Raw genomic sequence first — 24,496 nt, forward strand, 5'->3', positions numbered from 1 at the left:
CGTGAAATACCTTTATCCGCTTCCGCAGTTAATAAAAAGGGTACGAAATCTAAAGAATATAAGATACATATCGCGCCTATTCCTTATAGTGGAGCTGCGGTTACCTTGGGAAGAAAAGTAATACAAAAACTTTGTGGATTAAAAGGATTTAGAGATCTTAGTTACAATTAAGAATAAAAATGGGTAGGGTAAATTATAAATACCCCATGTAAAATAATGGATAATAGATTAAATAAAACAGTTGCCCACTTTTACTTGACTCAAACTAATTCAATTAAGCTTATACATTATATTGAATATGATGTTATAATTAACATATAAACAGTGTCATTTAAGACATGTAGAACAACTTAATATGAATGAAATAAATAGTGATTTTCAAATAAATCATAAACTGTGAGGTGGAGAAATGGATAAATTTCAAAGTGGCATTCTTGTAATTACTTTTGCTACATTGGCAATATATATATTACTTTTAATAGTAGATGTTGAAAGATCTTCAAAATGGTTAAAATGGTATCAACAAATGGATGTGGAGGAACAGAAAAAGTATGATCCACGAATTGCTATATGCCATTTGAAAAAGGTACTTATTACAGTTTCAGTGGTGGGTATATTTGGATCTTTGTTGTCTTGGTTTATTAAACCTGTGATTTCAATTATAACATTCGGAGTTATTATGGTTATGTTTGGTTTTTCTATTAGTTATATTGGAGCCAAGAACTGCTTAGTAATAGAAAAAAACGGTTTACCCGATGACTAGTTGAAATAACCATTTATGATACACGTCTTTCCTATTTTATGATACTATAAATACCTATATATCAAGTTTTTTATCATTATTTATAAATGAAACACCTACTCCATTTCATTACGTAGGTATAAGTTCGACTGGCCAAATATAAAATTTGGAGTCTCACTTAAATTTGAATTTGTAGAGGAGATAACAGAATGAAAATAGAAGGAATTGAAACGAAGCGTTTAAATCTTAGAAACTATGAAAAAACAGATGTAGATTTTATAATAAGTATATGGAATGACCCAGAAATGGGGAAATATATGCCAGACCCATCAATAGAAAATATGGAAGAAGAATACCGTAAGTCATATGAAACCTTAGAAGAAGATGAGGAATGTTGCTATTTGATTTCAGAATGTTTAGAAACAGGAGAACGTATCGGAACATGCAGTTTTGTAGTAAGTGAAGATGGTGCAAGCTATGATTTGGGCTATTGTGTGCATATGAAGTTTTGGAGAAATAGTTATGGAACAGAAATGGTGCAAGGAATGATTGATTATGCAAAAATTCGTGGTGCAGAAATAATTACAGCACCAGTTAATAAAAAAAATGTGGCTTCCAATGCTATTATGAGAAAGTTAGGTTTTAATATCATCGGTGAGTCAAAATTTAAGAAAATGGGTACTGACATTATCATGGAATCGTATTTATATAGTTTAGAGTTATAAAAATTATGGATTAATACTTACAAATTTAGCATTAAGTGATATAAATAATAATTTGAAAGTGGGTATATATGATGGTTAAAATACTGACAAGTAGATTTCCTAATGGGTTTCCCGATGATTTTAGTAAGTTATTGAGGAAATATATAAAAGCAGGTATGAACCTTGCTTTTGTGGCTTCTGAATTTGAAAATATATATGAGAAAACAGACTGGTATTGTAATCATTTTTTAAAGATGTTTTCCGATTGTGGTATAACTTTTGGTAGCGTAGATGTTATAGATAGCAGAATGTCAAGAGAAATTGCACAAGATACGGTTAAAAATGCAGATGTTTTATGGCTCGCAGGTGGTGATACACCTATCCAGTTTGCCTATTTAGGATCTTACGGGCTGATACCATATATCAGTAAACATAAAGGTGTGATTATTGGAATGAGTGCAGGTTCGATAAATATGGCAAAAGTGGCTGTGTGCACATTAACTTGCAAACATAGTAAACTTGAAATATATGAAGCACTCGGATTAGTTGAGTTTTCGGTTGAGCCACATTTTGATAAAGATAATATAAATGACGAGTTGCTTGTGCTTTCTGAAAAATATCAATTATATGGGATGTGTGATGACAGTGCTATCATATGCACGGAAGACAACACTTTGTACATCGGCGACATATTCTTGATAGATAACAGGTGTATAACTCGAGTTTTTTAAATCCAAATTTAAGGTTAAGCATTATAAATTGTAGATTTGTGAGGAGTCGATATATCGCTAAATGAATATAAAAATGAAGTTAGAGAATTTTTAATTAGAATGGGTTCATTAAACGGGGATAATCATCAGAAAATAACTTGGATAAATGAGGAATTTCAATTTAAGGTTAAGTATGTAGCAACTTTCATGTATTATATCATAACAGTAGATATATGAACGATAAATATTATTTAAAGTTTATGAAAAATGATAAAATGGGAGGAAATAAGTTGAAAAAAGAGTTTATCAAAAAGGTAATCACACTGATTATTATTATAGGATGTATTTTTTTAGTGCTAGGATTATTAAGTTTATTTGGGATAATTAATATGGAGGCAATGCCATGTGTATTGCTAGCAGCAGGTCTCTTTAATATATCAAATGCATATTACGTGTATGGTAAGAATAAAAAGTCAGCTGTTTTCTTAATTCTATCTGGATTATTTTCAATCTTTGTTTCTATATTTATAACACTTTTTTAGAATAGGCATAAGTATAATTTTTAGTAAGTGTATTTCGCGTTGTAAGACATGATGAAGCTAACTTATAGTGTAAATATATCGGAAAGTAACTGATAACTTGGATGAAAAATACTTATTTGATGAAGTAGTTTTAAATTATATCATAAAACATGAAGAATAAAGTTAAGTCACCTTAGTAAATTAAGGCGAACTATATGTTAAATTAAGAAAGGGGAAAAATATATGATGAAAGCACAAATTAATCTTATTACGATTTGGACAAATGATATAGATAAAATGAAAAACTTCTATAATCAAGTTCTCGGATTTAGAATTGAAAATGACCTTGGTAATTATGTTGAATTTGAAAACGATGGAGTAAGATTTGCTATTTGTAGGAGAGATGTTATGTATGTGTATAGTAGTGAATATAGGAAAGAGTCATTTGGACAGGGCTTTGAACTTGCTTTCCCATGTGAAAATCCTAAAGATGTTGATGAATCATTTAAGAAGTTAATCTCTAAAGGAGCAACTTCTATTTATGAACCACAAAATATGCCTTGGAATCAAAGAACAGCACTATTTGCAGACCCAGATGGAAATATACATGAAATTTTTGCAGAAATTAAATAATACGTAGTTTTCATAAATTATAAAGATGATTTAAAAGAATCAGATAAAATTATCTTACTTGAAATTTCTAAAAAAATAAGGAATTATAGAATAATTAAACGTTGGATTAAGCAGCGAGATAGAATTAAACCGAGTTTGAAAATAAAATATTACTTTTAGAAGCTTTTGGTGGAGAGGTAGCTCTTATAACAACATTTTTTAACCAATTAAAGCAGATGGGGTATTTCCAAAAATCAATGGAATCCTGCTTGGAACTTTTACAAAAATGGAAGAGAATAATCTTTTGAAGGGAGGATATGTAATGAATTTAAAATATAAAAAGTTTATTTATACTTTAGTTGGGGGGATTATCATCCTTTCATGTAGTTATAATTTTTACCAACATAATAAGATAAATGCTTATAAAAAACAATTAACTAATATAGTGAGAAATAATGTACAAGAATTTGCTAGTACTTTGGCTAATACAAATGATGAAGTTCTTTATGCTAGGCAATATGCAAGTATTGTTACTGCACAGCAAGCGTATTTTGTTTTAAGTGACAAGGGTGGTTTTACTTCAGATGAATGGTCTTCTAGTCTACCTGGGTTATTTCTTGAAATAAAACAGGTTATGATTAACGATAAATATAAGTTTAAAGAAGTATTTAAAGAATCAGAGGTGTCAGAATTAATGTTCAAGATATCAGATAACTTTGAAGATGGGGAGTCTATAAATAAGGTTTATAAATTATTAAGTGATTAAATATCAAATATTTATTAAGGTAAATAGGGAAGAATATTCAAATTACAAAACAAAAGAGGTGTGAAGCATAGATTTTATAGTAGATACATTATTTCAGATATTTTTTGCGTTTTTTTGGATATTTGCATTGTTGCTGCTTTTCATTAAAACCAAAAAGGACAAGAAAAATAAAGGCGGATTTTTAGTATTTTTAATATTAAGTCCCTTACTTATGATATGGACGCTTTATTCTTATAATTATGTATTGGAGCCACGTTTTCAAGATATTAAATATTATATTAATAAAGATTATCAGATTACTACTGGAAAGTGCAGTAGTTTGAATGATGGGGGGAAGGGAGTAACTTCATCATTTGTATTGGATGAAGAGACTTATTATTATAATAAAAGGCTTAATAAAATTTATAAGGGTAAAAGTTATAAGTTACACTATCTTCCTAATAGTAAATATGTTATTGAATCGGAAAGTTTGGAATAATCATGTAGATATAGGAGGTAGTAATATGAGAGCTGATAAAAGATAACTTATTTCATACAGTTTACAGGGTCCTTAAGCTATAAAAAGAAGAAGATTTTTGCTTAATACATAAATCATCTTCTTAATTTAGGATATAATTTAAAAAAAGTATTAATAATAGATGGGGCACTTGATTATCTAAGTAGTCTTTCTTCATTAGTTCCAAAGAGGATAGATTTTTGGCTTTGGATAAACTTTCCTGTGTTTTCATTTCTTCCTTGGAGGTGGTATCTGGCATCTTTCATACCAATGCTGTCAGCAGCCATTTTTGATAGTTTAAAAAGTTCTTTATCTCTGCATCTATTAATGATTAAGCTAAAGCGTGTATCCTTAAAGAAAGATAACATAGAAACGTCACCATGATTGTCTCCACCAACTATTAAGGGGGACTTGCCACCATGTTTTTTCACTAAAAACCTTTCGATGGTTTTGGTCTTTCCTTCACCTTGTGTTTGGTGATAATTTATTTTAAGTTCTGGTTTAATTAAATTATTATTATCAATTTCAAGCTGCATACCAAATACATTTTCCTTTGGAATACTGTATCCAAACTTTGGATTTGAAGCAAATTGTCTAACTACGTATAAATAAGAGGCCGAGCAGATATAAACATATATTCCATTATACATTAAGGTTTTATAAAGGTTTTGCATCTCTTTTATTGCTTTAACACCAGTATTGAAGGTAACGGATATAATGCCTGACTTACCCTTTAAAGCTAGAGGGCTTGTCCAAGTAGTTCTATTAATTTCATGTTTCAACCAGTAAATGATGGATTCTTCTGATAACCTCGAGACTTCATCACTTGTCATCTTAGAAAAAAGATACATGGACCAGGTGTAACCTGCAGCTAAATCAAAAGAACTTCCTATAGCGCTATAAAGATACCTAGTTTTAGCTATAAAGTCTTTATACTCTAAAGTTTCTTTAATATGCTCTAAGGATTTACTTCCATTTAACCCTTCATAATTATCATATAAGAATCTATAATCAGAATCTATGTCAGCACCAATTAATTCAATATTGATAGGATTTCCTTCGTTATTATTAAAATTCTCATTAAAGTTATCCTTTGGGATATCTTTTCTAATAATTTCATTAAACTCCTCTGGACTCATTTTAAATTTAAGGTGTATTAATTGATAGGCTAAAACAGCATCTTCAGTATCATTAATTATAGAAGTGTTATCCCAATCGAATACAGCATAAGGTCTTTTATTTTCATCGTAAATATTACTCTTATTACCATTAGTTTCTATAAGGGTTTTCAAAGATTCATAGTTCTCATAGGCAAAGTTACCTCTATTAAGGATAACTTCCTCTTTATTATATTGCTTATGGTGACTATCTTGTTTTGTGTTTTCATCACTTGTTTCAAAAGAACATTTAAATTCTTCTGTAAGGTTATTCATATTAAAATTTAACCAAGTTACATCAGCTTCTTTTTTTATATTACTCATTGGTGACCCTACCTTACTTAATAGATTAAAACAATATTTATTCTATATATAGAAACACTTAATTTTAAGCTTTTTAAAATACTGTTTAAAATAATTGTATCATATTAAGGGGGACAGGGCACTTGGAAGTTTTAATTTTTTGTATGATGACTAGCCCTTTTGTAGCAAAGAATTCTGTTGGTATTCAAATAAGGAATGATGATATGTAAGGCAAATACATAGCTTGTAAATGGAAATAAATAGTTAAAACTCTTGACGATAGTATGGAAAAATGCATATAATGATGTGATAGCTTTTAAGATATAAAATAGAATAATAAAAGATAAGAATAATAAATAAGGTTTGAAAGTTTAATATAAGCGCCAGGACTAAAGCTCCACCGACCAAATCATAGATTTTTGGATGGGTAAGGAATCTCCGCCTACGGTGGAGAAAGCTCCACCAACCAAATCGAAGATTTTTGGAAGAAATAAGGAATCTCCGCTTACAGCGGAGAAAGCTCCACCAACCAAATCTTAGATTTTTTGGATGGGTAAGGAATCTCCGCCTACGGTGGAGAAAGCTCCACCGACCAAATCATAGATTTGGGGTGTCGCTTTAGTTGACGAGGATGAGGATTATCGAGATTTCGGCGGGTGCCTCACGGTATAGCACTATCGTAAAAAATTATAAAACTAGAAAGTGATTTCTAGCACAACATAATTTAGGTGTTAAAACTTATCTATATTCAATTCTTTTTTGTTTCTAAAGCTAATCAATTAATAAGTATTAAAAAACTAAAACACGATGAATTACCTTAATTAAATTTTAAATTTTGATGTAGGACTTTTTTGTTATATCTTTATTTCTATTAAGGACTAAAGATGTAGTAAGGTCTTTTGTAATGCTTAAGATATTTATATTAGGATAAAATATTTACGAGCCATTATATTTTCAAAGAAATTTTAAAGTAATATTTAAAGGATTTATTTGTTGTGTAAAAAAACAAAACAGAAAAGGAGACAAAAAGATGTGTGGAATAGTAGGATTTGTTGGTAAAAAGGATGCTTCACCGATTTTAGTAGAGGGGCTTTCAAAATTAGAATATAGGGGGTATGACTCTGCTGGTGTGGCCATTTTAAAGGGAAGTTCAATTGAAGTTTTAAAGTGTAAGGGTAGATTAAAAAATTTAGAAGAAAAGTTAGCTAAAGATCCTATAAAAGGTAATATCGGAATAGGACATACAAGGTGGGCAACTCACGGAGAGCCTTCAGATGTTAACTCTCACCCTCATAGCAATAAAGACGAAAGTATAAGTGTAGTTCATAATGGGATAATAGAGAACTATTTAAATATAAAAGAATGGCTTATGTCAAAGGGATATGAATTTTTATCAGAAACAGATACAGAAGTAATACCAAATCTTGTGGATTATTATTATAATGGAGATATTTTAGATGCAGTTATGAAGGCAACAGCAAAGATGGAAGGAAGCTATGCTCTAGGAGTTATATGCACTAAGGAGCCTGACAGAATAATAGCAGTTAGAAAAGATAGCCCGTTAATAATTGGAGTAGGTAAGGGAGAGTACTTTATAGCTTCAGATATACCAGCAGTTTTAAACCATACTAGAGAAGTTTATCTATTAAATGATAAAGAGTTCGTGGTGCTCACAGATGAAGGTGTTGAAATCTTTGATGAAAATAAAGAAAAGATAGAAAAAGATATATTTCATGTAACTTGGAATGCTGATGCAGCAGAAAAAGGTGGATATGAAGACTTTATGTTAAAGGAAATCCATGAGCAGCCAAGAGCAATAAGAGATACTATGGCATCTAGAATAATAAAAGGAAAACCTATAGTTTTAGATAAGATAAAACTTACAAAAGAGGATTTAAAAAATTATAACAAGATATATATAGTAGCTTGCGGAACTGCATATCATGCAGGGGTAGTAGGTAAAACTGTTATAGAACGGTTAGCTAGAATTCCAGTAGAGGTTGATATCGCATCAGAATTTAGATATAGAGATCCGATAATGGATAAAAATACTTTAGTAATGATTATAAGTCAATCGGGAGAAACAGCAGATAGCTTAGCTGTACTAAGAGAGAGCAAGAAAAAAGATTGCCGTGTTATAGCTGTTACTAATGTTGTAGGAAGCTCAGTATCTAGAGAAGCAGATGATGTTTTATATACTCTAGCAGGACCAGAAATAGCAGTAGCATCAACAAAAGCTTACGTAACCCAGCTAGTAGCTATGTATATAATAGCTTTATACTTTGCAGAACTTAAAGAAACTACATCAAAAGAAGAAATAGAAATCATAAAAGAAGAGCTATTAAATCTTCCAGAAAAAGCTGAAAGGGTATTAGAAAATAAAGAAATACTTCAAAAGTTTGCAGCACAAAACTACATGCATAAAGATATGTTCTACCTAGGAAGAGGCCTTGACTATGCAGTTTCTATGGAAGGATCTTTAAAGCTTAAAGAAATAACCTACATCCATTCAGAAGCCTATGCAGGAGGAGAGCTTAAACACGGTCCAATAGCACTTATAGAAAAAGGCACCGTAGTAATATCCACCATAACTCAGATGGACCTAAAGGATAAAATGATAAGCAATATAAGAGAAGTAGTTACAAGAGGAGCAAAGACACTAGCTATAACCTTTGAAGGAAATGAAGAGGTAGAAAAATCCGTAGATTCAGCAATATATATACCAAAGACCCTAGATATATTATCCCCAATACTAAGCGTTATACCACTACAATTGATCTCATATTATGTGGCAAAACAAAAGGGTTGTGACGTAGATAAGCCTAGAAATTTAGCCAAGTCAGTAACTGTAGAATAGGGATATTAGGTGGTTTTGGAATTTGTTGTACTACAAATAAACTCACTCAAATAAAAACAAACTCGTTCAAATAGAAAAAATTCAATGGAAATATTTATTATGGATATACTATATTTTAGAGAATGTAGTATTGAAAATTAAAAACAAATATAAGAATGTAAAAGACTGCATGTTCTCATCTAAGGTGAGGGTGTGCAGTTTTTTGTTTTATTACGCTATCAAGTGATTCTTAGACTCAGGTGGAGTTTGCTTATAAGGAATACATCTCTATCTGAGTCTTAGAAGAACTTATCCAGGGGCGTAGCAGCCGTCATCTTCCACCTTAAGGAGGATAGAGGTGTTACGGATGGTAGCTATCGGATAAAAAGAAGGTAAAAGGAAGTTATTTGTAGAAAATATAAGTAATTAGTAATTTACTGGGTATCTAGGGTGTTAGAGGGGGACGAAGTTATCCTCTTGATTTAAAATCAAAGGCTCTAGTAATATTAAAATGTTTTGCTATATCAACACCTCTGATAAGAGTTTCATTTGTTAGTTGATTTAACCTTACAATTTGTATAAAATTAAGTTGTTTTTTCAAATTAGTTCCTCCTTGCCATAATATTGTATACAACTTTATTATACGAGAAGTTTTTTTATTCAAATCCTATTTTACCTCCTATACAGGAATCTCGGAGGTGGTTGAGGGGAACAAATTGAACATCTTTCTACAGGGTCAATTGGATCAGCAGTAAACCATGCACTAATTATAGTTGCATCCACACCTATAAATCTATAGTTTCCATCATACTTTCTTGGATAGATGTAATAGAGTCAATTGACTACTTCAACATCTCCACTATCTTTTATGTTTATGGTTTCAGATATAAATAATAGAGTAGAGGAACGCTAAAAAGAACCCCATTAAATTTTACTCTAATGGAGTGTTTGTACCTCGTAATTTTCTAAATCTCTGAGGTAGTTGAGAGGAAAAAGGTGACTCTATTGCTACTTACTATCCGATCGATGGATTTACTTATTAAATTTATAAACTATTTTTCTGATTCTATTTCCAACTTAAGAAATTTTTCAATATTAAGCTTTTTATTATTTGTATATAAATCAAAAATTCTATGTGCTGGTAATGAGAATAGTGTTATATCTTCAAGATTTAAATCTTGAAGAAACTTAATTGTTACTTTACCCAATTGTTTTATTTCTTTATCTTCACTAGGAAAAAGAAGCATATTTTTTACTGATGTAACCTCTTTTATCCTAATATACTCATTAAAAGCTAATTGATATAGGTATTGCTTTGTAACATCTTCAACCCCAGGATTACCGCTTAATATATCTTCATTTAACTCTATAGAATAATATTTAGCATCAGATATAATGAAAAAATCTTTTGTTATACTAATAATATCTGGAATTAAAGGTGCTGCTTTGTGCTCTTTGCCACTTAAAGTTGTCCATTTTGGTGGTGCAATTAGTTTCTTAACATTTTCATATTTATTATTTAGAACATACCCACATATTTTTTCCCATACCACATGAAAACTACGAGTTCCATAAAAACTAATTGTAAAATTATTAGTCTCCATCTTTTCATTAGATATAAAGGATGACATAGCCTTGAGTAGTAATTGTTTTCTATTTATAAATTGAACATTAAGTTCATTATTAATCCTTGAAATAATACTTTGAGGTGTGCCTAAGCTATCTTCATCCACCTCAAATATTATAGGTTCCAATCCCAAAAAATCAGTCAATCCTAAGTTATTTAGTTTTTTTGTACACTCATTTAAAATATACCTATGTAATTGTCTAAAATAGTCTTTTTCATCATCTTCAGAAGTGTTAGTATAATATTCTAAATAAATTGGTTCTCCTTCACTTATCAAAGGTTGTATCTCATCTATTGTTTTTAACCAATTTATTTCATTCTCGCCATTAATAATAGAGAAGTTCTTTTCATTAGAATATAGTCCATTTTCAAAATAATCATTTATCAAAAATATTATTACTGATAACATATTATAGATATTTTTAGAATCTATACTACCAATACTCTCAAGTTCATCTTCATTAAGCTTTTCACGCTTACTATATTCCCTAAACAATGCTAATAATTGCTTTGTAATTATTTTTTTATCATCGTTTTTTGCATATTTAGGAAGAGAAAATATAACTCTATCTTTAATTATAACTATACCTACAAATTCGAAAGAATATAGATTTTCTTTACTATTAGTTAAAATTCGTTTATCTAATAGTTCTTGAATAGTATTGTCATCTAAAAATAATTTGCTTTTTAAATCATTTTTATTATATTTTTTCAGTTCTCTAGAATATATCATTTTCATTCATTCTCCGTTGAGTATTTTTCTGACTCCTCGGCTACCGAACTAAGTGCACTTTCCTCATCAGATTCATTTGGTAAAGTACTAATGACATCAAAGTCAAATATCTCTTCGCTTTTGTTATATGCATCGATTATCTTTGAAAATGTATTTAATTCTGATTTGAATATCTTACCTTTTCTATGTTTAAGAACATCTTCAAACAAATACATAAGAAGTTTGCTCTTAAAAATCTCATCAATTGATGGAGAGTTTAATTCCTTTTCGCTTAAAAAGAATGGTCCAATTAATTTATCTTCATTTACACCTGATTCAGTTAATCCATTATTTATGTTAGTTCTGAGCATGTCCCATTTTATAGTACCATAAGGCTTTAAAGTTATTTCAGTATCTTTAATTTTTGAACTTTCTTCATTAATCCCTATATATTCAAAATTCCATCGTCTCTTAAAAGCTGAATCCATAGGTAATACCCCTTGGTCAGCACTGTTCATAGTTGCCCATATATACATGTTATTAGGTATTTTAATTGTAGCAACCTCATCAGATGCAAATCCACCTTCTTTTATTAAATAATCTCTCATATCTTCTGATGTTGATATTTCATACTCACTTGTTCCATTTGTATTTCTATCAAGCAATTGAAATATATCGCCAAAAACCGCTGCAACATTTGCACGATTGATTTCTTCAATTATTATCAAGTAATTCTCATCAATTCCACTTTTAACACTATTCTGTGCATTCATCCAAATACGCAAAAAAGGACCTGGCACAAATTTGTAAGATACATATTCCGTTCCATCTGTTCTAAATTTAGGCTTTGGTCTATAATTGCCAACAAATTGAGCATACGAATAGTTAGGATGGAAAGTTACTCTTTCATACCTATCCTCAAACACCGCCCTATTTTGCTCCAACTTATAACTTTTTCCTGTTCCGGGTGCACCAAAAAGAATACGATTATGTGGGTATTCAATTATTCTATCCTCATGGCTATTTTTGATTTCTTCTAGATAAGGTTCTTCCATAAGTGGCTTACTTAATTCTAAATTAGGTAGGAGTTGGAAGAGGTAGTCATATCTTTCTCCATCACTGTGCTTTTCAATAACCAAAGTTGTTATTTTAGGGAGTGCCATTTTTCTAAATATATTTTTAAAAATATCTTGATTAGATCTAATATAATACCTCGATGCATCAACAAATTTTGTCAGATGAAATTCAAACTCATCATTATCCATACCTTTAATTTGATTAAATTTATCATTCCAATAAGTATAGTTAATTTCACTATACTTATTGATAGATTGATAGACATATTCTATTTTAACCTGTTCAAGGAATAATATCATATTATCTTTTGTAAAAAAATATTTATTAGTACTATTGAAATTTTCAAAAAAGCTATTAAAGTTTGCACAATTATTTGCAGATCCCACATGTAACTTAGCCTCTCCTGCCCCATTATCAGATGCAAGCTTTAAATTTCTAAAAACAAAACTACTAGGTAAACTTTTAACAACCAACTGATCTACTTTCATCAATCTTCCCCCTATCATAATCAGAGTTTTCACGCAAACCTTTTATGCTTAAAAACTGGACTTCTCATGCTGAATATCAGCAACTTATTATTTTCAAGTGCTCTTTGAACATAAAATTTATAATTCTATAATCACCCTATATAAACTCAAGTTTTATATATTAGTTTACGTTACTACTCAATCAATTAAATTATAGTAAATATCTATTTTAATATATCAGGATAAGCTTTTAAAATTTGCTCTATTATATTAATTAACACGTCTACAACAATTGAATTTCCAGCTTGTTGGTACATAGATGTATCAGAAACAGTAATTTTAAAACTATCACAGAATCCCATAAGCCTTAAACATTCACGTGGCGTCAATTTTCTTAATCGTCCTTCTGTTGTAACATAATTATCAACACCTGCTCTATGCATTTTGTGCATTGTAGTAAGTAAAGGTCTTGCTATTTCTAAATCTGTTTTTGGATTTGAATAAAAGCCTTTTGTTCCTGAAGATAAAACATACTTTTTAACTTTTTCAGATAAAAAGTACTTTTCTAAATCTTGCATGGTTCTTTCCATGTCTTTATTCTCTTCAACAAAAACAAAATCTCCATGCCAATTAAATTGCTGGTTTTTTTTCTGACAAAGTTGTACATCACCATCAATTTGCGTATATCTCTTTGTAAGATTCTTTTCACTCGTTACAAAGTCTACCCCTTTCCTTGGTAAATAATATTTACCTGAAACATTGTCTATTAAAAAATCCTGCATTTTTTTATTTAATGGTATTGGGGTTGGAAACATAAATTGCTTTTTTAGTACTAAATCTTTTCTAAATCCTACAACAAATATTCTTTCACGATTTTGTGGTATTCCATAATCTTTCGCATTAAGAACATCTTGAAACCAAGTATAATCCAAATCTGTAAATACCTTCTTCATAGTTTCCCATGTTCTTCCATCATCATTACTTAAAACTGCTTTTACGTTTTCATATATAAAAACTTTAGGTCTTATCTCTTTAACTAGTCGAGCATATTCATAAAATAAAGTTCCTCTTGTATCTTCAAGTCCACGTTGTTTACCTACCAAACTAAATGATTGGCAAGGGCTGCCCCCAACAAATAAATCTACTTGGTTTTTATACTGTGTACCGTCAAGGAAGGAAACATTCCAATGAAAATCTTTTTCGTCAATGTTATAATTAGCCATATAACTCTGTCTCACTTTATTTTGACTTGCTCTACCTTCATATAAATTATCAATATATTTTTTCTTTTCTTCATAATTATCTATGGCCTCTAATTCTTTAGTTATATGAAATGAATTAATACGCTCATGGAACATAGAAAGGCTTTCAGCAACGCTTTTTACTCTCTTAATTATTTTTTTGAACTCAAGTTCCTCTGAAACAAGATATAATTCAACTAATTCTTTATAGACTACATCCCATGATATACCGTTCTTGCTTTGGAATAAAACATTTTTATGCATATTATTTAACAGCTCTACAGGGTTATCTTTTGTAAAATCGCTTATCATTTTAATAGCACCCTTTGCTGCTATAAAAATTTTATCAATGCCTACTTTTTCTTCAATTTGTTGTAGAAATTTATTATACTCTTTTATCCTTGTATTTTTAACCTTTTTGTCTTCAGAAACACTGAGTAATATTTCCTTTTCTAATTGCAAAAACCTTATATCTATGTTGGATATTCCTTTCTTCTCCATATCGAATGTCCTAACAACTTTATTAAAATCAGTAAGAAGTTCTTTTATATACTCCTCATCCTCAGGACCCCTTGCACTAATTTTCAATATTGTATTTTGAAGAGAATTTATCTCTTGTTCAATACTATTTATTTCTATAGCTACGTATTGCGATAATATATCAACATCACCATTGTCACAGGCAAAAACAATTTTATGTTCTAAATTCATTCTTTTTATTGCATGTTCAATTGCGCCTATTCCACTAAAAACAGTTGCTATTTTTATCATCTTAATTCTCCTCACTTCATTTTAGCCTTAGGCCTTATTCACTTGTATTAATCTCCATAACATCACCAATATCACATTGGAGAACTTTACATACCTTTACAATTGTATCAATAGAAACAGGTTTGTTTTTCCCCATTTTCGCTATTGCATTACTACTAATTTTAGCTGCTTCTTTGAGTTGGGTTTTGTTCATATTTTTATCTATCAAAATCTTCCAAAGTCTATTGTAATTTACGGCCACTTCATCTTCCCCTCTCAATTAAAGTTTACACGATAACTTTTCCATTTAAATAATACAATAAGTTCTTTAATTAATCAATATTATATTTATATATGTCAAGATAATATATCCATAAACAAATGTTTAAATGTTCAATTATCTTTTCCTTAAGTGAGATAAATATGCACATTAACCGGTAGAGTATAATTTTAGCAGGCAGAACTAGTATAAAAAACTATATAAATAAAAGGAGATGCAAAACATCTCCTAAGTACATAAATTACCCATTATAATTTTATTATCGAGACAAAACTGAATGGAGTTGAATTTATGTATAACATTAGTTTAAATGAAAATGCCTTAACGTTCAAGGGCATAGAGAAAAAAATATAAGATAGTTTGTGATGAAGACTACAATGTCTTAAAAAGTGTGTTGGAAGCTTTAGATGAAAAGCTACTTAAAGAAAGAGATATTAAAGTATATAGAAATAAGGGACTTAAAAAGACATTTTTAAGAACGATTATGGCGGATGTTCAATATTCAAGACGTGTCTATCAGTTTGAACTTGAAGATGTTAAAACAGCCACTAAGTTCCTTTTATGAAGAGGAAAGCTTTAACAAATTAAAAAAAAGTTTAAATAATTATATCGTAAGTTGTAATGAGTTAAATGAACATATTGAAGAATTCAAAGAGACTTATTCAGGGGTTATAAAAATATTTGGATTTATTTTATAGCAAGAGTGTAACCTTGTTCCCCTCAACTACCTAAATGCCAGAAAAATCACCAGGTACAAGCACTTTATTAAAGTAAAATTTAATGGGGTGCTTTTTAGCGTGCTCTTACTATTCATATTTTCTTTAGAATATTTTTGAATAGAATAAAGAATATCTTAATATTTGGGTTTTGTAAGGAATATGCATGAGGTTAACTATAAGTTGCCTTAAGCAATATATAGTTTACATTATGGAATGTGAGATGTATAATTTAATTATTAAGATAGAAGAAGGAGAAGTTTTGTGAAAAATAAAAAACTCAAGATTGCCAGAGTAGAATGCGATATGAGTCAAGAGGACTTAGCAGATATTGTTGGTGTCACACGTCAAACTATTGGTTTGATAGAGTCCGGTAATTATAATCCAACATTGAAACTTTGTATTGCAATATGCAAAGCTCTTAACAAAACATTAAATGACTTATTTTGGGAGGTGTCATAATGAAAAGCAAAAAGATAAAAGATGAACGTGTCTTACAATTAAATAACAAAATTCAAAGCGAAGCCTATATTATAGTGCTATTCCTTACGATTGTTTCTGTTTTTATTAAATCATATGTTATGGATATGCCGTTCTTACAGTATGCAGTTGAGATTGGTATTATTATTTTATCAACAGTTTACATTGCAATAAGGAGTATGGTAGTCGGATACGATTTTATGAATAATTCTAAAAGTGGAAAGGTATCAGCAGTGTCTATTATTTTAGTTTCAAGTCTTGCTATAAGTATTATGAATGGAATAAGAAACTATTCTCTATATAGCGATAAGTATACTGGAGTATTGGACGGACTTTTTATTTCAGTATTAGTGGTTACGTTTATATCTTCAACTATTTTCATTGCCGCTATATTTGTTATTTTATACTGTTTCAATATGAAAGGGCAGCAAAGGATTGAAAAAAAGCTTAATGAAGAAGATAAACAAAATTAATTGTTTGAATCAATCACTTTTATTTTAGTACAGAAATAAAGAGGGTGGAGGAGGGGTAAGTAAAAGTTAAATGGAGTTTATGGCATATAGAAATAGTGTTATATTGTTTCATTAAGTTACCTCTTTTGTATAAGTTTAATAATCTTTGATTTGCTAGAGTATTCTTAGAAATACTCTAGCATTTATCCGATGGCTACCATCCGTAACACCCCTATCCTCTTCAAGGTGGGGGATGACGGCTGCTACGCCTCTGGATAAGTTCTTCTAAGACCCAGATGGAGAGATGTATTCCTTATAAGCAAACTCCACCTATGTCTAAGAATCACTTGATAATTTATATATAAAACAAAACCAAGGAATTAAGTATTTATATATAACTTGTTATAATAGATGACTGTATTTGGTATAAGAAATAAAACATAGGATAGATGCTCAAAAATTTATTATGTAGACTTATGGAGTCCTTCAGTTTTACATTAGATCAACACTCTCATCTTTCCTTGATTTAATCGAAAATTCCCTCGTAAAATCCTCCCTCCTTTAAATGATAGTCTCTCATAATTTCTAAATACTCTCTATCTCTTTTAAAAGATGAATACCCAAGGATATAATCCAAATACCGTTCTTCTTGTAATATGATTTTATTAGGGCTTGATATCATAATCTCTCCAAAAGGATAAACAAAATCATTGATGAAGGCAATATGAATATTTTCATGATTAAAATACACTGATAAATGATGAGTTAAATAATCTTCTATTTCCATTTCCCTAGTCCATTCTAACTCTGTATTAGAAAGAACCATAACATCTATGTCACTTCGCTCCTTGTCCCAGCAGCTTTCATTGTAACTTCCAAAAGTACATAAGGCTATAACATCATAGAGCATATCAATATCTATTCCACTATCTTTAATTAATTTCATAATATCCTCCATTCTCTAAATCTACTTATTTATATTATAACCAAACTCATTAAAACCTGCACTATATTTCATGCTTTTAGTTTTTATGTTCCTGAGGGGCATACCATTGATGATACAGTGAAATGCTTGGCCTTGGTAATTTACTGTGCCTCTCTCGTATAGGTTTAATAATATAACTTAGGGTATATTGGGGTGATTCACATAAGTGGGATAATGCGGTATTATGATATAAGATACAATTATCTTATAATTACAAATAATACTAGAAGTGAAAACAAGCAACTAATTTGAAAATCTACTGTTGAATTCAGGAAGACAAAGTATTGCTTTAGGTAAGACTCTATACACTCTTACGTCTACTACTTTAGCTACCTTTGAGAAAAGGTATATAATTTGTATTATTAGGGAGGAGAAGTAATGCAAAACTTTACTGGAATTATCATAATTATGTTAGCTTATCTTTTAGCTTTGGGGTTTGGTGTTATCGGAATAATAGGGTTAAAAAAAGTGGGAAAAGAGTTTAGTAAGTCAAATTTTGATGTATCGGAGATGGAAAGAAAAAAACGGTTACCGTATTTAATATGTACATTAATTGGATACTTTCTTCCTGTAATTACTTCCATGATTTTAATATTAGTTTTGTTAAACATGGGGTAACATAGCAAATGTAAAGCTTAAGAAAGAAGAGTCACTTTCCTTTAAGATGTGGTATAATTTTCTTATATATAACTAATTGTTTTATGATAGGAGATATATATGAAAATTGCTATAATGGGAGCTTCGGATTCAGTTGAAAAGATATATAAAGTTCTTTCTACAGAACATAAGGATATAGAGTTTGTTAAATATGCAGAGGATGAGATAAAAAAACTTATTGATATGACAAGGGATATAGATTCTGAAATAGATGGTATCTTTTTGACTGGAATAGGTGTTTATTCTGAAATAACTTCAAAAGTAAGATTTGAAAAGCCGGTTGTGTATACAGAAAGAGGTATTATAGGTATCATTAAAGCTTTATTGGAGTTTTATGTGGAATGTGATGATACAAAGAATACAAGGATTGCTTTAGATATAATTGAAGAAAAAGATCTTATTGAGGTACTTAATGAGTTTAATATCCAGGTTAAAAGTTATGATATTCAAAAATATTTACCTTCTAAAAATGAAGGGGATTATCTTAAGTATTATTTAGAAAAATACCAGTCTGGAGATATTGATTGTATTTTCACTTCCTTTGGATATATATATAATTATTTTAAAAAGCATAATATTCCTGTTTATAGGATACAAGCAACGAATATTGATATTAAAAATCGATTCTTTAAGTTGAAAAATAGTGTTAGTTTAACAAAACGGGTGAAATTCTCCAACCCTCTACAGGTGTGGGATGAATAGCCCTTATTATTTTAGGTTTGATACATAAAATAATAACCTTTTGACATAATACTATTATGATTAATTATGAAAAGAGGTGATAAAATGCTAAAGGCTTATAAATTCAGACTATATCCAAATGAAGAACAAAAAACATACCTAGCCAAAACTTTTGGATGCACTAGGTTTATATATAATAAAATGTTAACTGAAAGAATTAAGTCATATGAAGAAAATAAAGACCTAGATATTAAGACAATGAAATACCCTACTCCAGCACAGTATAAGACCGAGTTTGAGTGGTTAAAAGAAGTTGATAGTTTAGCATTAGCTAATGCACAATTAAATTTAGATAAAGCTTATAAGAACTTTTTTAGAGATAGATCTGTTGGATTTCCGAGGTTCAAGAAGAAATCCAATACTAATAACTACACAACTAATAATCAAAATAGTACTGTATCCATTGAGAATAACCATATAAAAGTACCTAAACTGAAATCTATGATTAAGATAGAGCAACATAGAAAGTTCAATGGATTAATTAAGTCTTGCACTATATCACAAGTACCCAGTGGTAAGTATTTCATATCAATATTAATCGATACTGAGATTGCTCAGTTACCTAAAATAGATAATAAAATAGGTGTGGATCTAGGCATCAAGGAATTCGCAATAACCAGTGATGGGGTGTTTTTCAGTAATGCCAAATACTTAAAAAAATCAGAAAAAAGGTTAACTAAGCTTCAAAAGGATTTATCAAGAAAACAAAAAGGTAGTAACAACAGAAAGAAAGCAAGGTTGAAAGTTGCTAAATTGCATGAGAAAATATCAAACCAAAGGAAAGATATGATTCACAAAGTAAGTACTCAATTAATTAACGAAAACCAAGTTATAGTCATTGAGGACTTAAAGGTAAGTAATATGATAAAAAATCATAAATTAGCAAAATCAATAGCTGATGCTAGCTTCGCAGAGTTTAGAAGAATGCTTACATACAAAGCAAAATGGTATGGTAGAGAAATCATAATAGCACCATCAAATTATGCAAGTAGTCAGTTATGTTCTAACTGCGGTAATAAATCAAGTCAAACAAAGGACTTATCCTGCAGAATCTATATATGTCCAGTATGTGGAATGATAATGGAGAGAGATATAAATGCTGCTAAAAATCTACTAAAACTAGCAATATAATAAAAGATATATTGCCTAGAGAGGTCGGTGCGACCTTGATAGCTTGGGTAAACTTGTCTCATTAGAGATATTGACCAAGAAGCCATCCACTTTTATAAGTGGTGGTAGTTCACGAAAGAGTACCTCTGAAAAGCAGTGTAGTATCTATTTTTATGATGGTGAAAATGTAGTAGGACCCATCTTTAAGAAAAATCAAATCCAATATAAAAATTTAGTAAGCAATTTATTAATAATGAATACATAAGCTTTGTAACATTCATAAGAAGTTTGAAAGGAGGTATAATTTTGAATAAGGAAAGATTATTAAATAATTTAGTGGAAATGTTAAAAATTCATTCACCTTCAAAAAAAGAAGGAGAGTACGCAAAATATCTTGTGAATTTATTAAAAGACATGGGTGCTCTAATATACCTAGATAAAGGGTATCTAGAATATGGTGGGGACTGTCCTTCAATAGTAGCTAAGTTCCCTGGTAATATAGAAGGTGAGGGTGTAACTCTTGCTGCTCATATGGATGTGGTAGGGCCTAATTTAAATGTAAATCCAATAGTAGAGGGTAATATAATTAAAACAGATGGGACAACCACCTTAGGTGGAGATGATAAAGGTGGAATATCAAGTATTATTGAAGTCTTGAGAACTATTAAAGAGGAAAATATATCACATGAGGATATCTATATTGTTTTAACACCTTGTGAAGAAATCGGTATACTTGGAGCCAAGCATTTTGATTGGACAAAGATACCAGAAGATATGATGCCTGCAAAGAATATGATTGTTCTTGATAACTCTGGAAAGGCTGGGCTTATTGCACATACTGCCCCAAGTAAATATGATATTGAAATTTGCTTTAAAGGTAAAAAGGCTCATGCGGGCATAGAGCCTGAAAAGGGAATCAATGCTATAATGTTGGCAGCACATTCTTTGTCTCGTATGAATGTAGGAAGAATTGATGATTTAACAACATCCAACATTTCAAAAATAGATTCTGAGTTTCCATCAAATGTAGTTCCTGATGTCTGTAGGATTACTGGAGAGGTTAGAAGTCACTTTGAAGATAAAATTTTAGGGATTATTGAATCTTATAAAAAGATATGTGATGAATCCATTGAAAAATTTGGTGGTAGCTACAAGTTAGATTATAAGTGTGATTATCCTACATTAAAACCAAAGGATAATTTGATTTTTGCAAAACAATTTGCTAAAATATATGAAAAGTTAAATATTCCCTCTAAGCTTCAGGTTATTGGTGGAGGATCAGATAGTAATATATTTGCAAAACAAGGATTTAACTCAATTATTATTGGAGTTGGAATGAACAATGTACATACTGTTGAAGAATATTTAGAAATTGATGAACTAATAAATACAACAGAGGCCATTGTTAGATATATAAAAAAGGACTGATTAATAGATGGGTATGAGTAAAGAAATAATGAAGGCTAAAGTAATTTCTACAATTGAGGAAAATAAGGATTTGATTTTTGATATAGGTAGGAAGATCTATAAAAATCCTGAGCTTGGCTATAAAGAGTTTGAAACTACAAAACTTGTGAAAGAATTTTTTGAAAATGAATTAAATCTTAATGTGGTAGATGGTATTGCGTGTACTGGTTGTAGGGCTAAAATAAATGAGGAAAAGACTGGTCCAAGGGTTGCAGTTCTAGGTGAATTAGATGGCATAGTTTGCAATGCTCATAAGGATTCTTTAAGCTCAGGAGCTTCTCATACTTGTGGTCATAATATACAAATTGCAGGGATGATAGGTGTGGCAATTGGTCTTATAAAATCAGGTGTATATAAAGAACTAGATGGTAAGATTGATTTTATTGCAACACCAGCAGAAGAATTTATAGAGATAGATTACCGAAGCAAATTAAAGGAAGAGGGGATTATTCAATATTTTGGAGGGAAACAGGAATTAATAAGAAAAGGTGCCTTCGATGATGTTGATATGGCAGTTATGTTTCACGCTTTAGATGTTGGTGATAAAAAGGTATTAGTTGGGACTGTAAGCAACGGATTTATTGGAAAAGATATTAAGTTTATTGGTAGGGAAGCTCATGCGGGTAACTCGCCACATAAAGGGGTAAATGCACTTAATGCAGCTGTCCTTGCCATGAACAATATAAATGCTCAAAGGGAAACCTTTAAAGATAGTGATAGAGTAAGAATTCATCCGATTATAACAAAGGGTGGGGACATCGTAAATGTGGTACCTGCTGATGTTAGAATGGAATCATATACAAGGGCAAGAACTGTAGAGGCAATGATAGATGCAAATACAAAAGTTAATAGATCATTAATTGCTGGAGCTATGGCTGTAGGTGCTAATATTGAAATCAAAGAATTGCCAGGATACTTGCCGATTTTAAAACATCAAGAAATGGAAGATATATTATTTAAGAACCTAATAGAGCTTGGAATTACAAAAGATGATATAGTACAAGAAAGCGACTTTTCAGGTTCCTTCGATTTAGGTGATGTATCTCATATTATGCCAACCTTACACCCTATGTTCGGTGGAATAACAGGAGAGCTTCATTCAAAAGATTATTGTATAGTTAATGAAGAATATATTTATTTAGAGCCAGCTAAATCATTAGCTTTAACTATAGTAGACCTGCTTTTTGATGATGCAAAAGAGGCTAAAAGTATTCTTAATAATTTTGTTCCAGCCATGACAAAAGAGGAATATCTAAATTTCATGAATTCAAATGACAAGCTTATAAAAAGAGAGTTTTTAGATTAAATACAAGCTTTAGTTAATCATCATAATAATAATAGTACAAAGTCATAAGATAAAGATGTCTTATGGCTTTTTATTATGTTTTATATTTTGTGGTATAGAATACTTATTGATAATATGTTAGTAGTTTTAATTGATATTTCTAAACAAAATAATACACAAGGCAATAACCCTTAAAAGTTATAATTATTAAATATAGAGGTAGGGGGATAAGTAAATAAGAGGAATTTATAAGAGAAAAAAGAATAAGTATATTATACTAATAAAACAGTAAACTAGGTTTTTATAAATGTAGAAGTATTTGTAAGATAGGTCGAAATACATCAAGGAGGATATTCTAAAGTGGAATATATGGGAAATAAAGAATACTGGGATGAAAAATTTGTAAATAGGAGTAATGAACCATTACGTCCTGAAAAATCATTAGTTGAAAACATAGGATACTTTAAAAGAGGGCATGTTCTTGATATTGCATGTGGAGACGGTAGGAACACTTTGTTTTTAATTAAGAATAGCTTCAAAGTGACAGGGGTTGATTTCAGTAATGAAGCACTTTCACGATTGGAAATGTTCGCAAAAACAAATAATTACTATGTAAATATAAAGCAAATTGATTTAAGTAGATCCAATTCATTATATGATATTGGTATATTCGATAATATTTTAGTTAATCATTATAGATTAAGCAAAGAGCAACTTGCAGATATTGAAAATCATATATTTGATAATGGTATTTTATTTGTCTCTGGTTTTGGAGATAAGCACAAGGTTGACTCTAAAATCAGAAAAGAAGATTTAATTCAACAAAGTGATTTTGAAGATATAAACAAGTCATTTGAGTTAATTAAATATATTGAAAATCAAGATGATAGAGGATTTTTTGTTACTTATATTTTTCGTAAGAAAAAACGTTAAGAAGGAAACTTATGATGGAATAATGTTTGGAGCTAGTAACGATTTAAGAAATTTAGGCAAATTAGCAATCTATAATTTAGGGTTAGAAGAGGTAGTTAAAAATGCTCCTAAAAGATTATCGCTGAACGCTCTAGCGTATTTGGCACAAGATTATAAATAGAGATAATAAGAGACTATTATTTGAAGTATGCTTTACATAAAAATTGAACCTTAAACCTAACTATGTACCATAGACGTCTAAAAATTTTTATAGTAAAATGTTTATATTACTAGCCGCTACATAAAGATTGAGTAGGTTTTAGTGAAATAAAAGTGTATATTTATATATTTTAGATAGTGTTAACTAATCTATGAAAAAACAGATTAAAACTTTTTAGTTTTAAATTACACTTTGAAAAGTGAAAATGTGCTCTAAAATAATGAGGTATTACTTTTTCTTTCACCAGAACTTTTAAATTTATTCTGGAAAATTAAAAAAGAGCAACAAGAATACACCTTTTCAGACTGTTTACTTTTAACAAAATGCTGATAGGTGAAAATAATTTGATTATATCTATACAACTTGATTTTTTACTATAAGTTGTTGTGAAAGTTCAATTAACTTTTGCCATTTTCCTGGCATGGTAGAAATTCTTTCAAGCTCAGGGATGGGGTTTAATGGTTCAAAGT

General features: G+C 30.0%; 25 protein-coding genes. 18 read left to right on the forward strand and 7 right to left on the reverse strand.

Annotated features, from left to right (window positions below):
• Positions 1 to 409 precede the first annotated feature (409 nt).
• The 6 genes from BD821_RS12775 to BD821_RS13345 all read left to right on the forward strand — a co-directional run bounded on the left by BD821_RS12775 (position 410) and on the right by BD821_RS13345 (position 4,055).
• Positions 410 to 763, forward strand: coding sequence for a hypothetical protein (locus tag BD821_RS12775; RefSeq protein WP_104410808.1), 354 nt, complete (start codon positions 410 to 412; stop codon positions 761 to 763).
• Positions 764 to 951: 188 nt separating this feature from the next.
• The gene (locus tag BD821_RS12780) at positions 952 to 1,467 is read left to right on the forward strand and encodes a GNAT family N-acetyltransferase (RefSeq protein ID WP_104410809.1); all 516 of its coding nucleotides are present in this window, start codon (positions 952 to 954) and stop codon (positions 1,465 to 1,467) included.
• Between the two features lie 68 nt (positions 1,468 to 1,535).
• A complete protein-coding gene (locus BD821_RS12785) occupies positions 1,536 to 2,177 on the forward strand; it encodes a Type 1 glutamine amidotransferase-like domain-containing protein (RefSeq protein ID WP_104410810.1) in 642 nt (213 codons plus the stop codon).
• A gap of 269 nt (positions 2,178 to 2,446) precedes the next feature.
• Positions 2,447 to 2,698 (forward strand): hypothetical protein, encoded by a 252-nt coding sequence (locus BD821_RS12790; RefSeq protein ID WP_104410811.1) that lies wholly within the window; start codon positions 2,447 to 2,449, stop codon positions 2,696 to 2,698.
• 225 nt (positions 2,699 to 2,923) lie between these two features.
• Positions 2,924 to 3,310: a VOC family protein gene (locus BD821_RS12795; protein ID WP_104410828.1), complete on the forward strand. Its 387-nt coding sequence runs from the start codon at positions 2,924 to 2,926 to the stop codon at positions 3,308 to 3,310.
• 301 nt (positions 3,311 to 3,611) lie between these two features.
• A complete protein-coding gene (locus BD821_RS13345) occupies positions 3,612 to 4,055 on the forward strand; it encodes a hypothetical protein (protein ID WP_146076389.1) in 444 nt (147 codons plus the stop codon).
• A 651-nt stretch (positions 4,056 to 4,706) separates the two neighbouring features.
• Here BD821_RS13345 and BD821_RS12810 read toward each other — a convergent pair.
• Complete coding sequence (locus BD821_RS12810) at positions 4,707 to 6,032, reverse strand: HAD family hydrolase (protein WP_242971516.1); 1,326 nt, start codon at positions 6,030 to 6,032, stop codon at positions 4,707 to 4,709.
• 1,009 nt (positions 6,033 to 7,041) lie between these two features.
• On the opposite strand from BD821_RS12810, the gene glmS reads away from it, so the two are divergent.
• Positions 7,042 to 8,868, forward strand: a complete 1,827-nt coding sequence (gene glmS, locus BD821_RS12815) for a glutamine--fructose-6-phosphate transaminase (isomerizing) (RefSeq protein ID WP_104410813.1) — start codon at positions 7,042 to 7,044, stop codon at positions 8,866 to 8,868.
• Positions 8,869 to 9,316: 448 nt separating this feature from the next.
• Here glmS and BD821_RS13805 read toward each other — a convergent pair whose 3' ends face one another.
• The 5 genes from BD821_RS13805 to BD821_RS12840 form a co-directional block, all read right to left on the reverse strand.
• The gene (locus BD821_RS13805) at positions 9,317 to 9,448 is read right to left on the reverse strand and encodes a hypothetical protein (RefSeq protein WP_278335179.1); all 132 of its coding nucleotides are present in this window, start codon (positions 9,446 to 9,448) and stop codon (positions 9,317 to 9,319) included.
• Between the two features lie 451 nt (positions 9,449 to 9,899).
• On the reverse strand, positions 9,900 to 11,213 hold the full coding sequence (locus tag BD821_RS12825) for an LlaJI family restriction endonuclease (RefSeq protein WP_104410815.1): 1,314 nt from the start codon (positions 11,211 to 11,213) through the stop codon (positions 9,900 to 9,902).
• Entirely contained in the window at positions 11,210 to 12,751 is a 1,542-nt protein-coding gene (locus tag BD821_RS12830; RefSeq protein WP_169994216.1) for an AAA family ATPase, read from the reverse strand. Before BD821_RS12830 ends, BD821_RS12825 begins: the two co-directional genes overlap by 4 nt.
• Positions 12,752 to 12,954: 203 nt before the next feature.
• Positions 12,955 to 14,742: a DNA cytosine methyltransferase gene (locus BD821_RS12835; RefSeq protein WP_104410817.1), complete on the reverse strand. Its 1,788-nt coding sequence runs from the start codon at positions 14,740 to 14,742 to the stop codon at positions 12,955 to 12,957.
• Positions 14,743 to 14,776: 34 nt separating this feature from the next.
• Positions 14,777 to 14,983, reverse strand: a complete 207-nt coding sequence (locus BD821_RS12840; protein WP_104410818.1) for a helix-turn-helix domain-containing protein — start codon at positions 14,981 to 14,983, stop codon at positions 14,777 to 14,779.
• Positions 14,984 to 15,392: 409 nt separating this feature from the next.
• Between BD821_RS12840 and BD821_RS13540 the strand changes: the two genes are divergently transcribed.
• The 3 genes from BD821_RS13540 (at position 15,393) to BD821_RS12850 (ending at position 16,670) form a co-directional block, all read left to right on the forward strand.
• Positions 15,393 to 15,566 carry a hypothetical protein gene (locus BD821_RS13540; RefSeq protein ID WP_169994219.1) on the forward strand — a complete coding sequence of 58 codons (174 nt, stop codon included), beginning with the start codon at positions 15,393 to 15,395 and terminating at the stop codon, positions 15,564 to 15,566.
• A gap of 415 nt (positions 15,567 to 15,981) precedes the next feature.
• On the forward strand, positions 15,982 to 16,179 hold the full coding sequence (locus BD821_RS12845; protein ID WP_104410819.1) for a helix-turn-helix transcriptional regulator: 198 nt from the start codon (positions 15,982 to 15,984) through the stop codon (positions 16,177 to 16,179).
• Positions 16,179 to 16,670 (forward strand): DUF6773 family protein, encoded by a 492-nt coding sequence (locus tag BD821_RS12850; protein WP_104410820.1) that lies wholly within the window; start codon positions 16,179 to 16,181, stop codon positions 16,668 to 16,670. Before BD821_RS12845 ends, BD821_RS12850 begins: the two co-directional genes overlap by 1 nt.
• Positions 16,671 to 17,175: 505 nt before the next feature.
• Here the strand turns inward: BD821_RS12850 and BD821_RS12855 are convergent.
• Positions 17,176 to 17,595, reverse strand: coding sequence for a nucleotidyltransferase domain-containing protein (locus BD821_RS12855; RefSeq protein WP_242971517.1), 420 nt, complete (start codon positions 17,593 to 17,595; stop codon positions 17,176 to 17,178).
• Positions 17,596 to 18,012: 417 nt separating this feature from the next.
• On the opposite strand from BD821_RS12855, the gene BD821_RS12860 reads away from it, so the two are divergent.
• The 8 genes from BD821_RS12860 (at position 18,013) to BD821_RS12890 (ending at position 23,987) form a co-directional block, all read left to right on the forward strand.
• Positions 18,013 to 18,252 (forward strand): hypothetical protein, encoded by a 240-nt coding sequence (locus tag BD821_RS12860; RefSeq protein WP_104410822.1) that lies wholly within the window; start codon positions 18,013 to 18,015, stop codon positions 18,250 to 18,252.
• Positions 18,253 to 18,351: 99 nt separating this feature from the next.
• Positions 18,352 to 18,993, forward strand: coding sequence for a hypothetical protein (locus BD821_RS12865; protein WP_104410823.1), 642 nt, complete (start codon positions 18,352 to 18,354; stop codon positions 18,991 to 18,993).
• A gap of 84 nt (positions 18,994 to 19,077) precedes the next feature.
• On the forward strand, positions 19,078 to 20,163 hold the full coding sequence (tnpB, locus tag BD821_RS12870; protein ID WP_104410824.1) for an IS200/IS605 family element RNA-guided endonuclease TnpB: 1,086 nt from the start codon (positions 19,078 to 19,080) through the stop codon (positions 20,161 to 20,163).
• Between the two features lie 43 nt (positions 20,164 to 20,206).
• Positions 20,207 to 20,407 (forward strand): hypothetical protein, encoded by a 201-nt coding sequence (locus tag BD821_RS13545; protein WP_169994223.1) that lies wholly within the window; start codon positions 20,207 to 20,209, stop codon positions 20,405 to 20,407.
• Positions 20,408 to 20,448: 41 nt separating this feature from the next.
• Complete coding sequence (locus tag BD821_RS12875; RefSeq protein ID WP_104410825.1) at positions 20,449 to 21,570, forward strand: M20/M25/M40 family metallo-hydrolase; 1,122 nt, start codon at positions 20,449 to 20,451, stop codon at positions 21,568 to 21,570.
• A gap of 13 nt (positions 21,571 to 21,583) precedes the next feature.
• Complete coding sequence (locus BD821_RS12880) at positions 21,584 to 22,915, forward strand: amidohydrolase (RefSeq protein WP_104410829.1); 1,332 nt, start codon at positions 21,584 to 21,586, stop codon at positions 22,913 to 22,915.
• A 348-nt stretch (positions 22,916 to 23,263) separates the two neighbouring features.
• Entirely contained in the window at positions 23,264 to 23,827 is a 564-nt protein-coding gene (locus BD821_RS12885; protein ID WP_242971518.1) for a class I SAM-dependent methyltransferase, read from the forward strand.
• Positions 23,793 to 23,987: a hypothetical protein gene (locus BD821_RS12890; protein ID WP_104410827.1), complete on the forward strand. Its 195-nt coding sequence runs from the start codon at positions 23,793 to 23,795 to the stop codon at positions 23,985 to 23,987. Before BD821_RS12885 ends, BD821_RS12890 begins: the two co-directional genes overlap by 35 nt.
• The last annotated feature ends 509 nt before the right edge of the window (positions 23,988 to 24,496 follow it).

The sequence above is a fragment of the Clostridium algidicarnis DSM 15099 genome, from assembly GCF_002934235.1.
In the GTDB taxonomy this organism is placed as follows: domain Bacteria; phylum Bacillota; class Clostridia; order Clostridiales; family Clostridiaceae; genus Clostridium_L; species Clostridium_L algidicarnis.